Source organism: Paracoccus sp. PARArs4, from assembly GCF_947311865.1.
Taxonomy (GTDB): Bacteria; Pseudomonadota; Alphaproteobacteria; order Rhodobacterales; family Rhodobacteraceae; genus Paracoccus; species Paracoccus zeaxanthinifaciens.
On sequence record NZ_CAMZMW010000021.1, the window covers coordinates 18,282 to 31,924 of the forward strand.

Genomic DNA, 13,643 nt, shown 5'->3' on the forward strand with positions numbered 1-13,643 from the left:
CCCATTCGGGGGATCTTTCCATGAGCGATGAACAGACCGCCGCCGATCCGCGCCAGGACCTGCCGCCCGCCGCACGGCGCGCCCTGGCCGAGGCCGAGGAACGCCGCAAGGCACGGGCCGAGATGGAGCTGCCCGTGGAATACGGCGGCCGCGACGGCCCCGAGGCCGTGCGCTTCGGCGATTACGAGAAGAACGGACTGGCGGTGGATTTCTGAATGGATTGGCTGAAGGCCTCGGCGGTCCGGCAGGGCCGCGCGATCATGGCGGGTCTGCTGGACCCGATCGACCAGACCGAGGCCTATCTGGCCGCCGCGAAATCGCATCCCGATTGCGACCGCATCTATGCAAGGCTGACCGCCGCCCGCGCCCGGTCCGAGGCCGTCGCCGCCCATGACCGCGCCAAGCAGGAGCGCCGCCACAGCCTGCTGGACGGCGTCGCGATCAGCTGGAAGGACAATATCGACAGCGGCGGCACCCGGACCGAGGCGGGCTCGAAGCTGCTGGACGGGCGCACGCCGCGCAAGGACGCGAACATCCTGGCGCGTGCCTCGCGGCGGGGCACGGTGTGCCTGGGCAAGACCCACATGACCGAACTGGCCTTCAGCGGGCTGGGGCTGAACCCCGTCACCGCGACGCCGCCCAACGCGCTGGACCCCGCGCTTGCGCCGGGGGGCTCGTCGTCGGGGGCGGCGGTGTCCGTGGCTCTGGGGCTGGCCGCGGCGGCGATCGGGACCGACACGGGCGGCTCGATCCGGGTGCCTGCCGCGTGGAACGGGCTGGTGGGGTTCAAGCCGACGCATGGCGCGCTGCCCGAGAAGGGCGTCGTTCCGCTGTGCCGCCGCTTCGACATCGCGGGCCCCATCGCCCGCACGGTCGAGGACTGCGCCGAGATCTTCGCGCTACTGGCCGACCAGCCCGCCGCGGACCTGAACGAATCCTCGGTCGCGGGGCTGCGGTTCCTGGTTCTGGAAGGGATGCCCTTCGACGATATCGAGGCCGGACCCGAGACCGCCTTCCAGCAGGCGGTGGACCGGCTGGGCCGGGCGGGGGCGCATGTCGCCCATGCCTCGACCGACTGGCTGGACCGGGCGCTGGCCCTGTCGCCGCAGGTCTTCGCGCCCGAAGGCTATGGCATCTGGCACGCCCAGATCGAGGATGCGCCCGAGCTGATGTGGAAGCCCATCCTCGATCGGTTCCGCGGCGGCAAGGACACCAGCGGCCCCGAATACGTCGCCGCATGGGAGGCCCTGACCCGCATCCGCCGCAAGTGGATCAAGGAGGTCGTGGGCGGCTACGACGCCGTGCTGGTGCCGACCGTGCCGATCCTGCCCCCCGATGCCGACCGCCTGATGAAGGACGAGGCCGAGTTCGTCCGCGCCAACCTTCTGACGCTGCGCAACACGCGGATCGCGAACCTCTTGGGCCTGCCCGCCGTGACGCTGCCCGCCGGATTGCCGGGCTGCGGCATCTCGCTGATGGGCCATGCGGGGCGGGACCGGCACCTGCTGCGCGTCGCGGCGGCAGCCGAGGCCGCGCTTGCGGGCTGAGCGGGGGTCTTTACTGGACGCAAGACCCATCACACGCTAATGTTTCGGCCATGACAACGGGGCGGAGACCCCGGAAAGCGAGGCACAGATGGCATTCCCCGAGCGGTTCTCGAACCTGCCGGAATACGCGTTCCCGCGTCTGCGGGCGCTGCTTTCGGATGTCGCGCCGGGGCTTGCCCCGGGCGAATCTCCGCAGATCCTGACCATAGGAGAGCCGCGGCACCCGATGCCGCCCTTCCTGTCCGACGTGCTGCAGGCCAGCCTTCAGGGCTTTGCCAAGTATCCCGTCAACGAGGGCGGCCCGGACCTGCTGGGCGCGATCTCGGGGTGGCTGGGACGCCGCCACGACCTGGATGTCGCGCCCGACCGGATCATGGCCCTGAACGGCACCCGCGAGGGGCTGTTCAACGCGGCCCTTGCGCTGTGCCCGGAAACGAAGAACGGCCAGCGTCCGGCGATCCTGATCCCGAACCCGTTCTACCAGGTCTATGCGGTGGCGGCGGCGGCGGTGAATGCCGAACCGGTCTTCGTGGCGGCCACGCCCGAAACGGGGAACCTGCCCGATTACGCGGGGCTGGACGCGGCGCTTCTGGACCGCACGGCCATCGCCTATCTGTGTTCGCCGGCGAACCCGCAGGGTGCCGTCGCGGACGAGGATTACCTGCGCGACCTGATCGCGCTGGCCGAGAAGCACGATTTCCTGGTCTTCGCCGACGAATGCTATTCCGAGATCTGGCGCGATGCGCCCCCGCCCGGCGCGCTGAAGGTCGCGACCGATATGGGGCTGGCCGACCGGGTCGTGATGTTCAATTCGCTGTCCAAGCGGTCGAACCTGCCGGGGCTGCGCTCGGGCTTTGCCGCGGGCGGTCCCGAACAGCTGCGCCAGATGCGCAGGCTGCGCAGCTATGCGGGCGCGCCGCTGCCGATGCCGCTGCAGGCCGTCAGCGCCGCCGCCTGGTCGGACGAGGATCACGTGCAGGACAGCCTGCGCATGTATCATGCGAAATACGCCATCGCGGATCGCGTGCTGGGCGGCGTTCCGGGCTATGCCGCGCCGCAGGGCGGGTTCTTCCTGTGGCTGCCGGTCGCCGACGGAGAATCCGCCGCACGCCTGCTGTGGGCGCGCGCGGGCATCCAGGTGCTGCCCGGCGCCTACCTTGCGCGAGAGGTCGATGGGTTCAATCCGGGGCAGGGCTTCGTCCGCGTGGCGCTGGTCGCCCCCGAGGCCGAGACCGAGGCCGCGCTGACGCGGCTGGCATCGGTTCTCTATGACACGACGACGGGGAGGGGCTGAGGACATGGCAAGCTGGCAGGCAGGAAAGCGGGACCCGCTGTTCGACCAGTCCACGCAGGCGGCGCTGGAACGCAGGGGCAAGGAATTGCTGGGCGGCGTGCTGATCATCCTCGGGGTCGTGATCTCGATGATGCTGGGCAGCTGGTCCGCCGAGGATCCGAGCTTCCTGTCCGCCACGGATGCGCCCGCGCAGAACATGCTGGGCAGCTTCGGCGCCTATGTCGCCTCGCCGCTGATGATGATCGCGGGCAAGGGGTCGTGGGTGCTGGTCGTCGCGGCATTCGTCTGGGGCCTGCGCCTGATGCTGCACAAGGGCGAGGAACGCGCCATGCGCGCGGTCTTCACGCCCATCGCCGTGGCGCTGGTGTCGATCCACGCGGCCACGCTGGTTCCCGAGCCGGGCTGGCAGCAGAATTACGGCCTTGGCGGGCATTTCGGCGATATGGCCATGGGGGCCGTCCTGAACATCCTACCGATGAAGGCGCAGATCGGCATCCGCTTCGCGGGCCTGCTGATCGCGGTCGGCGTCGTCGCGGTGATGGCCTTCGTGCTGGGCTTCGACAAGCAGGAGCTGCGCGCGATGTGGCGCCGCTTCCTGATCGGGCTAGCCACGGCGCTGCAGCTGTCGCTGCGGGCGACCGATGCGGGCGCGGGCCTCGTGCAGCGGCTGAAGGACCGCCGCCGCGCGGCCCCCGAACCCGAACGCGCCGAACCCGCCGCCGCCCGTCGCCCCGCCCCGGCCTTCGAGCTGGAGGAGGAGATGCCCGAACCCGAGCTGATCGAGCGCGATAGCGACTGGGAAGGCGAGGGCCCCGATGCCGAGCAGATCAAGGGCCGCATCAGCGATGCGATCCGCAGCCGCGAATCCAAGCCCTCGGTCCTGGCGGCGGTCACCTCGCGGCTGGCGCGCGACGGCGTTCCCCCGGTCGAGATGCCCGCCCAGGACATGCCTGTTCAGGACGCCCCGCGCGACGAGGCGTTCGACATCGACCCCGAACCGGCCCCGCGACCCGCAGCCGCGCCCAAGGCGGCGCCCCGCCGCGCCGATCCCGCGCCGCTGGTCATGGACCAGAACGGCCCCGCCTATGAACGCCCGCCGCTGGCGCTGCTGTCGGCGCCCGTTCCCGGCGATCAGCTGCAGATCCCCCAGGAACAGCTGATGGAAAACGCCCGCATGCTCGAGGCGGTGCTGGACGATTACGGCGTGAAGGGCCAGATCACCGAGGTCCGCCCCGGCCCGGTCGTCACGCTGTACGAACTGGAACCCGCGCCGGGCCTCAAGGCCAGCCGCGTCATCGGCCTTGCCGACGACATCGCGCGGTCGATGTCGGCGCTGTCCGCGCGTGTCAGCACCGTGCCGGGGCGCACGGTCATCGGGATCGAACTGCCGAACGCCCGCCGCGAAAAGGTCCTGCTGCGAGAGATCCTTGCCAGCCGCGCCTTCGGCGACGGCACGCAGCCGCTGCCGCTGGCGTTGGGCAAGGATATCGGCGGCGATCCGATCGTGGCGAACCTTGCCAAGATGCCCCACCTGCTGATCGCGGGGACCACGGGTTCGGGCAAGTCGGTCGCGATCAACACCATGATCCTGTCGCTTCTGTACAAGCTGACGCCGGACGAATGCCGCCTGATCATGATCGACCCCAAGATGCTGGAACTGTCCGTCTATGACGGCATCCCGCATCTGCTGTCGCCGGTCGTCACCGACCCCAAGAAGGCCGTCGTCGCGCTGAAATGGGTCGTGGGCGAGATGGAGGACCGGTATCGCAAGATGTCCAAGATGGGCGTGCGCAACATCGAGGGCTATAACGGGCGCGTCCGCGAGGCGCTGTCCAAGGGCGAGATGTTCAAGCGCACCGTCCAGACCGGCTTCGACGAAGACACCGGCGACGCCATCTGGGAAACCGAGGAATTCCAGCCCGAGACCTTCCCCTATATCGTCGTCATCGTCGACGAGATGGCCGACCTGATGATGGTCGCCGGCAAGGAGATCGAGGCCTGCATCCAGCGCCTTGCGCAGATGGCGCGGGCATCGGGCATCCACCTGATCATGGCCACGCAGCGGCCCTCGGTCGATGTCATCACCGGCACGATCAAGGCGAACTTCCCGACGCGGATCAGCTTCCAGGTGACCTCGAAGATCGACAGCCGCACCATACTGGGCGAACAGGGGGCCGAGCAGCTGCTGGGCCAGGGCGACATGCTGTACATGGGCAACGGTGCGCGGATCACGCGTATCCACGGCCCCTTCTGCAGCGACGAGGAGGTCGAGGAGGTGGTGACCCACCTGAAATCCTTCGGTCCGCCCGATTACAAGTCCGGCGTGGTCGAGGGCCCCGACGAGGAGAAGGCCGACAATATCGACGCGGTGCTGGGCCTTGGCGGCGGCGACAACGGCGACGACGCGCTGTACGACCAGGCGGTGGCGATCGTGGCGCGGGACCGCAAGTGCTCGACCAGCTATATCCAGCGCAAGCTTGCCATCGGCTACAACAAGGCCGCGCGCCTGGTCGAGCAGATGGAGGAGCAGGGCGTCGTCAGCGCGGCCAACCATGTCGGCAAGCGCGAGGTCCTGGTCCCCGAGGTGTAAGGGATGCACTGGCAAGGGTTCCGGGCTGGGGGTATATGTCGGCCATGACGATCTGGCACATCCACCTGCTGAACGCGCGCAATGCGCTGACCACCATCATGGCCGAGACCCGCGCGACCGCCCGAGAGGCCGTCGCGCTGGCCGAGGCGCATTTCGACCTGCCGCGCTTCGACCTTGTCGTGCGCGCCTCCGAGGTGCCGATCCCTGACGGGGGGCTTCTGGCCCGGCCGTCGCAGCCGGGGGTGATCGACCTGACCCTGTCGCCCGACCGCGTGACCGCCGACGCCCTGCGCCGCGCGCTGCTGCGCGAATTGCACCATGTCGCGCGGTGGGCCGGCCCCGGCTATGGCCGGTCCCTGGGCGAGGTTCTGGTCAGCGAGGGGCTGGCCGGGCATTTCGCGCAGCAGGTCATGGGCGGGCCGGTCGATCCGCGCGATGCCGCGCGTCCCGCGGGCGGATCGCTGCGGCAGGCGGCGAATATCTGGTCGCGCCACGATTTCAGCTTCGACGAATGGTTCCTCGGGCGCGGCAAGATCCGCAAGGGGACGGGCTGGGCCATCGCGCATCGGCTGATCGCGCAGCACCTGTCCGAGGAAGGCCCCGCCGATCCGGCAACCCTGCTGGCGACGCGCGCCGACGCCTTCCGCCCCGCCCTGCGCCGCCTGATGGCCGCCGAGGGTGTCGAGGAACCCGAGGAGGAAGAAGCCGCGGATGCGCAGGATGCCGCGCCCGAAGGCAAGGCATCCGAGTGACGCCCTAGCGGCGGAAGGCCAGCGCGGCGCCGATCACGGCGCCCATCGCGGCCCCGCCAAGATGCGCCTGCCACGCGATCTGCGGCATCAGCACCGTCAGCGCCACGTTCAGCGCAAGGATCGTGCCGACCGACCGCAGCAGCGGCTGCATGGACCGCCCGCGCAGGCGCAGGTTGATCGCGGCATAGCCGACCAGCGTGCCCGCCAGCCCGAAGACCGCGCCGGACGCGCCGATCATTGGCCCGCCCATCGGCTCCATGATGCCGAAGACCGCGGCCCCCGCGATCTGCGACAGCGCATAGGCCAGCGCCATGGCCCGCCCGCCGATCATGCGGTTCAGTTCCCGCGCGATCGCCGCAAGCGAGATCATGTTCATCGCAAGGTGCATCAGCCCCGCATGAAGGAAGCCGTAGGTGACGAACATCGCCCCCCCCTGCGCCGGATAGAGGCCCTGCCCGCCATGCATCAGCGGCGACCAGAACCCGCCCAGAAGCGAGGACGTGACCCGGATGCGCGGCGCGCCCATGAAGGGCGCGGCCAGCAACAGAAGCTCGACCGCGCAGCAGATCAGGATGACGGCCCTTGCCCATCCCGGCAGTCGCGCAGGACCCAGCCTGCGGGCCGACACGCGGGGGATGTCAGTCATCGGCGCGGATCTGGCGGGCCTCGTCGATCAGCATGATCGGGATGCCCGAGCGGATCGGAAAGGCCAGCCCCGCCGAGCGCGACACCAGTTCCTGCCGCGTCGCGTCGTAGGACAGCGGCCCGTGGGTCACGGGGCAGACGAGCGCCTCGAGCATGTGGCGGTCGAAGCCTGGGGTCTCGGTCATTGCAGTCGTTCCTCGGTATCGCCGCCACGCAGCGCGAATTCGATCAGTCCGACCAGCAGTTCGCGCCGGTCGGCAAGGGTGGGGGATTCCAGCAGCGCCTGCTTGTCGCCATTGCCGAAGGGCAGCATCATGGACAGCGAATTGACCAGCAGCTCGTCCTCGGCGGTGGCGGCGGCGTCCCAATCGGTGGACAGGCCCTCGGCCTCCATGAAGCGCGACAGCAGCGCGAACAGCGCGTCGCGGTCCATGCCGGGATCGCGTTCGCTGCCCGCACGGTCGCGCGCGAAGCTGGTCCAGTCGACATGCCCCTGCAGATAGGGGGCGAAGCCTTCCTCGACCTCGTTCAGGCGGAAGCGCGATATCGCCTGAAGCGAGATCATCATCCGCCCGTCATCCTGTTCGGTGAAGGCCACGACCCGCCCCGCGCAGCCGATGGCCGACAGGGTGTCGCCCTCGGGCTGGATCATGCCGATCAGGCGGTGCTCGGTCTTCAGCGCATCCTCGAGCATCTGCAGGTAACGCGGCTCGAAGATGTGCAGCGGCAGGCGCGCGCGCGGCATCAGCACCGCCCCCGGAAGGGGGAACAGCGGGATGCGGTCGGGCAGGTCGAAGCGCAGGTTCATGGGATCAGGCGAAGATCAGCGAGGACAGGCGGCGGCGGCCCTTCTGGCCGATCGGGTCGCCGGGCTTGAGGCTGTCGAAGATGGTCAGCAGCTGCGCCTTGGCCGCGCCGTCGTTCCATTCGCGGTCCCGGCGGAAGCTGTCCAGCAGGATGTCCACGGCCTGCTCGACCTGACCGGCGGCGTGCAGCGCGCGCGCGAGGTCCAGCCGGGCCTGCTGGTCGGCGGGATCGGCGTCGACGCGGGACTGCAGATCGGCCAGCGGGCCTGCATCCTCGGCCTGGCGGGCCAGTTCCAGCTGGGCGCGGGCGGCCTCGACGGGGGCGCTGCCGGCGATGGGCTGGGGCACCTGCGTCAGCGTCGCGGATGCGGCGGCGGCATCGCCCGCGCCAAGCTGGGCGCGGATCAGGCCGCCCCATGCCTCGGGGCTGTCGGGCAGTTCGCCGATGATGGCGGTGAAGGTCTCGGCGGCATCGGCGTATTCGCCGGTCTCGAGCATCTCCTCGGCGGCGGCGATGGCATCGGCCAGCCCGCCGTCATCGCCGCCCATGGCCGCGACCTTGTCGATGAACTGCTTGATCTGGCTGGCGGGCAGCGCGCCCTGGAACGCGTCCACGGGGCGGCCTTGGAAAAAGGCATAGACGGTCGGGATCGACTGGATCTGCAGCTGGCCTGCGATCATCTGCGCCTCGTCCACGTTGACCTTGGCCATGCGGACGCGGCCCTTGTGCTTGGCCACCTCGGCCTCGAGCGCGGGGCCGAGCGTCTTGCACGGGCCGCACCACGGCGCCCAGAAATCGACGATGACGGGAACCTGCATCGAGGCTTCGACCACCTCGGCCATGAAGTCGGCTTCGGTCACGTCCTTGATGAAGTCGCTGGTGTTCGGCGCGTCCTGCGGTCCGTCGAAAAGAATGGTCATGGGGTCCCCGGTTCTTCGGTGCCTTGTTTCAGGCGACAATATGGGACCTCGGACGCGCGAACGAAAGGGCGGATGCCGCCCTTCCGGGGGTTACAGGTCGAAGGTCGCGAAGACGGGAACGTGGTCGCTTGGCTGTTCCCAGCCGCGCACGGGGCGCAGCACGCGGCTGGAATGGGCCGCGTTGGAAATGTCGGGGCTGGCCCAGATGTGATCCAGCCTGCGGCCCTTGTCGGCGGCATCCCAGTCCTTCGCGCGATAGGACCACCAGGAATAGAGCTGCCCCGTCGGGATGTCCTGCCGCGTGATGTCCACCCACTTGCCCGCATCCTGCGCGGCCTGAAGATGCTCGACCTCGATCGGGGTGTGGCTGACGACCTTCAGAAGCTGCTTGTGCGACCAGACGTCGTCCTCGCGCGGGGCGATGTTGAAATCGCCGACCATGATCGACTTGGCGGGGTTCTCGGCATGGAACACGTCGCGCATCTCGGTCAGGAAATCCAGCTTCTGGCCGAATTTCACGTTCACCTCGCGGTCGGGAACGTCGCCGCCCGCCGGGATGTACATGTTGTGGATGGTGACCCCGTTCTCCATCCGCGCCGCGACGTGGCGGGCATGGCCGAGGCCCGCATAGTCGCGGTCGCCCGCATCCTCGATCGGCAGGCGCGACAGGATCGCCACGCCGTTATAGCCCTTCTGCCCGCGCGCCACGATATGGCGATAGCCCAGTTCCGCGAAGGCGGTCAGGGGGATCTTCTCGACCGGGGACTTGCATTCCTGCAGGCACAGGACGTCCGGCGCCTCTTCGGACAGAAGCCGCGCGACCAGCCCTTCGCGCAGGCGGACCGAGTTGATGTTCCAAGTGGCGATCGTGAACATGGGGCGTCTCCGTTTTGCGCCCGGACCCTAGCGGCGCCTGCCCCGCGTGTCGAGAAGCCGCCACGCGAAGCTTGCCATATGCCGGGGCTGGTCTATGCATGTCGCAAAAAAACATGCGGGACAGCGGAGAGAGAAGATGAAACTGACCATCGACGAGGCCCTTGGACGCGGCGGCATCGGCCCGTTCCAGTGGCGACTTCTGGGGATATTCGGCCTTGTCTGGGCCGCCGACGCGATGCAGGTCATCGCGGTGGGCTTTGCCGCGCCTTCGGTGGCGGCGACCTTCGGGATCGAACGGGTGACCGCGTTCCAGATCGGGACGGTCTTCTTCCTGGGCATGTTCGTGGGCGCGTTCCTGTTCGGGCGCGTGGCCGACCGCGTGGGGCGCAAATGGGTGCTGATCGGCACGGTCGCGATGGATGCGGTCTTCGGGCTGGCCTCGGTCATGGCGGGCGATTTCACCTGGCTGCTGATCCTGCGCTTCCTGACCGGCGTGGCGGTCGGCGGCACGCTGCCCGTCGATTACGCGATGATGGCCGAATTCCTGCCCCCGAAGAACCGGGGCCGCTGGCTGGTCTGGCTGGAGGGGTTCTGGGCCATCGGCACGCTGGTCGTCGCGCTGACGGCATGGCTGGCCGTGACCTTCGGGTCCGAGGCCCCGTGGCGCTGGATCTTCCTGGTCGCCGCGCTGCCCGCGCTGATCGGCTTCGTGCTGCGCGTCTGGGTGCCTGAATCGCCCATGTACCTGGTCCGCAAGGGTCGCCAGGCCGAGGCCCGCGCCGTCATCGACCGCGTGCTGCGCGTGAACGGCGCCCAGCCCCTTCCGGCGGATGCGCACCTGGTCGCGGCGACCGTGCCCGCAGGCGCCGCGCGGTCCATCCTGTCCGAGCCTCTGCGCCGCGCCACCCTTGCGGTGCTGGCGGTCTGGTTCCTCGTGTCGCTGTCCTATTACGGGATCTTCATCTGGGTGCCCGCGCAACTGGCCGCCGAGGGCTTCGGCTTCATCCGCGGATACGGCTTCATCGTCGCGCTGGCCCTGGCGCAGATCCCCGGATACGCGCTGGCCGCCTGGGGCGTCGAGGCCGTGGGCCGTCGCGCCACGCTGATGGGCTTCCTGCTGCTGAGCGCGGCGGCGTGCTTCCTGTTCACCATCTCCAGCGGGGCGGTGATGGTGGCGGTGTCGCTGCTGATCATGTCCTTCGCGCTGCTGGGCAGCTGGGGCGCGCTCTATGCCTTCACGCCGGAACTGTATCCGACGCATCTGCGCGGGACCGGCATGGGCACGGCCAGCGCGATGGCGCGGGCGGGCGGCATCCTTGCGCCCAGCCTGCTGGCGATCGTCTTCGCGCAGGGCTTCGGCGTGGCCATCGGCGTCTTCGCGGGGCTTCTGGTCCTTGCGGCCGTCGCGCTGACGGCGGTGCGGACCGATACGCGCGACCGCGCCATCGGCTGATCGGCGCGGGACCGCGGCGGGCGGGGGATGGAACCCCCGTCCGTCGTGCCGCGCTGTGACAGCAGCCGGTCGCGGCGGGTCGCCGCGGCATCCAAGCGAAAGGATCGAATGATGGGCCAGCTCGTGAACGGGGTCTGGAAGGACCAGTGGTACGACACCAAGAGCAACGGCGGCGAGTTCGTCCGCGACACGTCGAAATTCCGGTCCTGGGTGACCGCGGACGGATCGCCCGGGCCGACCGGCGACGGCGGCTTCGCGGCTGCCAGCGGGCGATACCACCTCTATGTCAGCCATGCCTGCCCCTGGGCCCACCGCACGATGATCTTCCGCGCGCTGAAGGGGCTGGAGGATCACGTGGACGTGTCCGTCGTCCACCCCGAGATGCTGTCCGAGGGGTGGGAGTTCCGCACCGATTTCGACGGCGCCACGGGCGACCGTCAGTTCGGATACGATTACCTGCGCGAGGTCTATCTGCGCGCCCAGCCGGATGCGTCCGGGCGGGTGACGGTTCCCGTGCTGTGGGACCGCGAGACAGGCACCATCGTCTCGAACGAAAGCGCGGACATCATCCGCATGTTCAACAGCGCCTTCGACGCGATTACCGGCAATGACGACGACTTCCACCCCCAGGACCTGCGCCCCGCCATCGAGAAGGTGAACGCGCGCGTCTACGACACCGTCAACAACGGCGTCTACAAGGCGGGCTTCGCCACCAGCCAGGACGCCTATGACAAGGCCGTCGGCCCGCTGTTCGACAGCCTGGACTGGATCGAGGGGTTGCTGGCGCAGCACCGCTATCTGACCGGGGACCGCATCACCGAGGCCGACTGGCGGCTGTTCACCACGGTGGTCCGTTTCGACGCGGTCTATCACACGCATTTCAAGTGCAACCGCAGGCGGATCGTGGACCATCCCAACCTGTGGGGCTGGGCACGAGAGCTGTACCAGTGGCCGGGCGTCGCGGGGACCGTGCATCCGGATCACTTCATGCGCCACTATTACTACAGCCACGACATGATCAATCCGCACCGGATCGTGCCGATCGGGCCGGATGCCGACTGGTCGGCCCCGCACGGTCGTGGCTGAAGAAAGAAGCCCCGGCCATAAGGCCGGGGCAGTTCAGAGAGAGTAGAGGGAGGGATGTGACCGCATCCACCGGTCACTGGGCTTCGGGATCTGAACGTCGCATCCCCCGGGCCGGTTCCATCGAAGGTTGACTCTGATGTGGCACTGGGTAGAACGGTCTGTCCAGTCACCCCGGAGGACCGATGGACAAGCCGCTTACGGCCCGCGACCGCCTGCTGCATGCCGCAGCGGCGCTGTTCTACAATGACGGCATCGCCGCGACGGGGATCGACACGATCACGCGCCGGGCCGGCGTCGCGAAGCAGAGCCTGTACAACAATTTCGCATCGAAATCCGATCTGGTCGCGGCCTATGTCGAGGCACGCCACGCCGAATGGCTGGCCCTGCACGACCGGCGGCAGGCCGTGGCGCGTGGCCCGAAGGCGCGGGTGCTGGCCGTGTTCGACGCCTATGCCGACCATGCCGAGGATGCCTATGAGCGCGGGTTTCGCGGCTGTGGCCTGCTGAACGCCGCGGCCGAGCTGACCGCCGACGATCCCGCCCGCGCCGCGATCCGCCGCCACAAGGCGCAGGTGCAGGACATCCTGATGGCCGAACTGGCGCAGCTGGTCGCGGACCCGGGCAGGCGTCAGCGGCTGGGCGATCACCTCTCCTATCTGCTGGAGGGGTCGATCACGCGGGCGGGCCTGGACGGCGACAGCCGCCGCGTCCACGACGCCCGCGCCATGGCCGCCGAGATGCTGGAGGCCCTTGCATGAGCGCGCATTCCGCGGGCGTGATCTTCTGCCTGGTCGCGGCGACGCTGTGGGGGACGACAGGCACCGTCGCAAGCCTGGCCCCCGAGGTTCCGGCCATCGCCATCGGGGCGGCCGCGATGGGGGTGGGCGGCCTGCTGCAGGCGCTGATCGCGCTTGGGGCGATGCGGCGCGCGCGGGCCGCGCTGCTGGCCAACCCGATGCTGCTGGCACTTGGCGCGGTTGCGGTCGCGATCTATCCGCTGGCCTTCTATTCGTCGATGCGGATGGCGGGGGTGACCATCGGCACCGTCATCTCGATCGGGTCGGCCCCGCTGATCTCGGCCCTGATCGAGAACCGTCTGGACGGGCAGCGCCTGACGGCAAGGTGGGCCGTCGGCGCGGCGATCGGGCTGCTGGGCATGGGTCTGCTGAGCATGGCCGAAGGCGGGCATCACGACCTTGCGCCGAACGTCCCCCTTGGGGTCGGGCTGGGGCTGGTCGCGGGCGGAACCTATGCGGCCTACAGCTGGTGCGCGCGACGGATCATGCAATCGGGGGTGCGTTCGCGCGCGGCGATGGGCGCGATCTTCGGGCTGGGGGGGCTGCTGCTGATGCCGGTGCTGGCGCTCAGCGGGGGCGCGTTCCTGGGGTCGGCGGGCAATTTCGCGGTGGGCGCCTACATGGCGCTGGTGCCGATGTTCCTCGGCTATGTCGCATTCGGGCTGGGGCTGGCGGCGATCTCGACCAGCCTTGCCACGACGATCACCCTGTTCGAGCCGGTCGTCGCCGCGATCCTTGCCGTCGTCATCGTGGGGGAACGGCTGCCCGCGCATGGCTGGGTCGGGGTGGGGCTGATCGTGGCCTGCCTGTTCTGGACCACGGCGCCGCTGCCGCGCCTGCGGCGTGCGGGAATGCGAAGGCCCCCCTGATCGGCGG

Annotated in this window: 14 protein-coding genes; 9 read left to right on the forward strand and 5 right to left on the reverse strand. The window is 69.2% G+C overall.

From position 1 onward, the window contains the following. Nucleotides 1-20: 20 nt before the first annotated feature. From QMZ16_RS14660 to QMZ16_RS14680, 5 genes are all read left to right on the forward strand, one after another. Nucleotides 21-215 (forward strand): DUF1674 domain-containing protein, encoded by a 195-nt coding sequence (locus QMZ16_RS14660; RefSeq protein WP_028725908.1) that lies wholly within the window; start codon nucleotides 21-23, stop codon nucleotides 213-215. Next, nucleotides 216-1,547, forward strand: coding sequence for an amidase family protein (locus QMZ16_RS14665; RefSeq protein ID WP_028725907.1), 1,332 nt, complete (start codon nucleotides 216-218; stop codon nucleotides 1,545-1,547). A gap of 88 nt (nucleotides 1,548-1,635) precedes the next feature. Beyond that, nucleotides 1,636-2,841: an aminotransferase class I/II-fold pyridoxal phosphate-dependent enzyme gene (locus QMZ16_RS14670; RefSeq protein ID WP_282603777.1), complete on the forward strand. Its 1,206-nt coding sequence runs from the start codon at nucleotides 1,636-1,638 to the stop codon at nucleotides 2,839-2,841. A 4-nt stretch (nucleotides 2,842-2,845) separates the two neighbouring features. Further along, on the forward strand, nucleotides 2,846-5,431 hold the full coding sequence (locus QMZ16_RS14675) for a DNA translocase FtsK (protein WP_282603778.1): 2,586 nt from the start codon (nucleotides 2,846-2,848) through the stop codon (nucleotides 5,429-5,431). 44 nt (nucleotides 5,432-5,475) lie between these two features. Beyond that, nucleotides 5,476-6,183 carry a DUF2268 domain-containing putative Zn-dependent protease gene (locus QMZ16_RS14680; protein WP_282603779.1) on the forward strand — a complete coding sequence of 236 codons (708 nt, stop codon included), beginning with the start codon at nucleotides 5,476-5,478 and terminating at the stop codon, nucleotides 6,181-6,183. A gap of 4 nt (nucleotides 6,184-6,187) precedes the next feature. Here QMZ16_RS14680 and QMZ16_RS14685 read toward each other — a convergent pair whose 3' ends face one another. The 5 genes from QMZ16_RS14685 to QMZ16_RS14705 form a co-directional block, all read right to left on the reverse strand. Beyond that, a complete protein-coding gene (locus QMZ16_RS14685; RefSeq protein ID WP_282603780.1) occupies nucleotides 6,188-6,829 on the reverse strand; it encodes a rhomboid family intramembrane serine protease in 642 nt (213 codons plus the stop codon). Next, nucleotides 6,822-7,013: a Trm112 family protein gene (locus QMZ16_RS14690; protein WP_282603781.1), complete on the reverse strand. Its 192-nt coding sequence runs from the start codon at nucleotides 7,011-7,013 to the stop codon at nucleotides 6,822-6,824. Before QMZ16_RS14690 ends, QMZ16_RS14685 begins: the two co-directional genes overlap by 8 nt. After that, nucleotides 7,010-7,636 carry an LON peptidase substrate-binding domain-containing protein gene (locus QMZ16_RS14695; protein WP_022707890.1) on the reverse strand — a complete coding sequence of 209 codons (627 nt, stop codon included), beginning with the start codon at nucleotides 7,634-7,636 and terminating at the stop codon, nucleotides 7,010-7,012. The genes QMZ16_RS14690 and QMZ16_RS14695 overlap by 4 nt, the downstream gene beginning before the upstream one ends. A gap of 4 nt (nucleotides 7,637-7,640) precedes the next feature. Then, nucleotides 7,641-8,555, reverse strand: a complete 915-nt coding sequence (trxA, locus tag QMZ16_RS14700) for a thioredoxin (RefSeq protein ID WP_022707889.1) — start codon at nucleotides 8,553-8,555, stop codon at nucleotides 7,641-7,643. 90 nt (nucleotides 8,556-8,645) lie between these two features. Continuing rightward, nucleotides 8,646-9,431: an exodeoxyribonuclease III gene (locus QMZ16_RS14705; RefSeq protein ID WP_282603782.1), complete on the reverse strand. Its 786-nt coding sequence runs from the start codon at nucleotides 9,429-9,431 to the stop codon at nucleotides 8,646-8,648. Between the two features lie 136 nt (nucleotides 9,432-9,567). Between QMZ16_RS14705 and QMZ16_RS14710 the strand changes: the two genes are divergently transcribed. The 4 genes from QMZ16_RS14710 to QMZ16_RS14725 all read left to right on the forward strand — a co-directional run bounded on the left by QMZ16_RS14710 (nucleotide 9,568) and on the right by QMZ16_RS14725 (nucleotide 13,636). After that, nucleotides 9,568-10,884, forward strand: a complete 1,317-nt coding sequence (locus QMZ16_RS14710; RefSeq protein WP_022707887.1) for an MFS transporter — start codon at nucleotides 9,568-9,570, stop codon at nucleotides 10,882-10,884. A gap of 111 nt (nucleotides 10,885-10,995) precedes the next feature. Next, nucleotides 10,996-11,970, forward strand: a complete 975-nt coding sequence (locus QMZ16_RS14715; RefSeq protein ID WP_282603783.1) for a glutathione S-transferase family protein — start codon at nucleotides 10,996-10,998, stop codon at nucleotides 11,968-11,970. A gap of 182 nt (nucleotides 11,971-12,152) precedes the next feature. Then, a complete protein-coding gene (locus QMZ16_RS14720) occupies nucleotides 12,153-12,728 on the forward strand; it encodes a TetR/AcrR family transcriptional regulator (RefSeq protein ID WP_022707885.1) in 576 nt (191 codons plus the stop codon). Beyond that, nucleotides 12,725-13,636: an EamA family transporter gene (locus QMZ16_RS14725; protein WP_282603784.1), complete on the forward strand. Its 912-nt coding sequence runs from the start codon at nucleotides 12,725-12,727 to the stop codon at nucleotides 13,634-13,636. The genes QMZ16_RS14720 and QMZ16_RS14725 overlap by 4 nt, the downstream gene beginning before the upstream one ends. Nucleotides 13,637-13,643 lie beyond the last annotated feature (7 nt).

What these genes read in the sequence shown, in the direction of transcription:
- QMZ16_RS14710 (WP_022707887.1), top strand. Translation starts at nt 9,568, where the DNA reads ATGAAACTGACCATCGACGAGGCCCTTGGACGCGGCGGCATCGGCCCG.
- QMZ16_RS14685 (WP_282603780.1), bottom strand. Translation starts at nt 6,829, where the DNA reads ATGACTGACATCCCCCGCGTGTCGGCCCGCAGGCTGGGTCCTGCGCGA.
- QMZ16_RS14690 (WP_282603781.1), bottom strand. Translation starts at nt 7,013, where the DNA reads ATGACCGAGACCCCAGGCTTCGACCGCCACATGCTCGAGGCGCTCGTC.
- QMZ16_RS14660 (WP_028725908.1), top strand. Translation starts at nt 21, where the DNA reads ATGAGCGATGAACAGACCGCCGCCGATCCGCGCCAGGACCTGCCGCCC.
- QMZ16_RS14675 (WP_282603778.1), top strand. Translation starts at nt 2,846, where the DNA reads ATGGCAAGCTGGCAGGCAGGAAAGCGGGACCCGCTGTTCGACCAGTCC.
- QMZ16_RS14705 (WP_282603782.1), bottom strand. Translation starts at nt 9,431, where the DNA reads ATGTTCACGATCGCCACTTGGAACATCAACTCGGTCCGCCTGCGCGAA.
- QMZ16_RS14680 (WP_282603779.1), top strand. Translation starts at nt 5,476, where the DNA reads ATGACGATCTGGCACATCCACCTGCTGAACGCGCGCAATGCGCTGACC.
- QMZ16_RS14670 (WP_282603777.1), top strand. Translation starts at nt 1,636, where the DNA reads ATGGCATTCCCCGAGCGGTTCTCGAACCTGCCGGAATACGCGTTCCCG.
- QMZ16_RS14665 (WP_028725907.1), top strand. Translation starts at nt 216, where the DNA reads ATGGATTGGCTGAAGGCCTCGGCGGTCCGGCAGGGCCGCGCGATCATG.
- QMZ16_RS14720 (WP_022707885.1), top strand. Translation starts at nt 12,153, where the DNA reads ATGGACAAGCCGCTTACGGCCCGCGACCGCCTGCTGCATGCCGCAGCG.
- trxA (WP_022707889.1), bottom strand. Translation starts at nt 8,555, where the DNA reads ATGACCATTCTTTTCGACGGACCGCAGGACGCGCCGAACACCAGCGAC.
- QMZ16_RS14725 (WP_282603784.1), top strand. Translation starts at nt 12,725, where the DNA reads ATGAGCGCGCATTCCGCGGGCGTGATCTTCTGCCTGGTCGCGGCGACG.
- QMZ16_RS14695 (WP_022707890.1), bottom strand. Translation starts at nt 7,636, where the DNA reads ATGAACCTGCGCTTCGACCTGCCCGACCGCATCCCGCTGTTCCCCCTT.
- QMZ16_RS14715 (WP_282603783.1), top strand. Translation starts at nt 10,996, where the DNA reads ATGGGCCAGCTCGTGAACGGGGTCTGGAAGGACCAGTGGTACGACACC.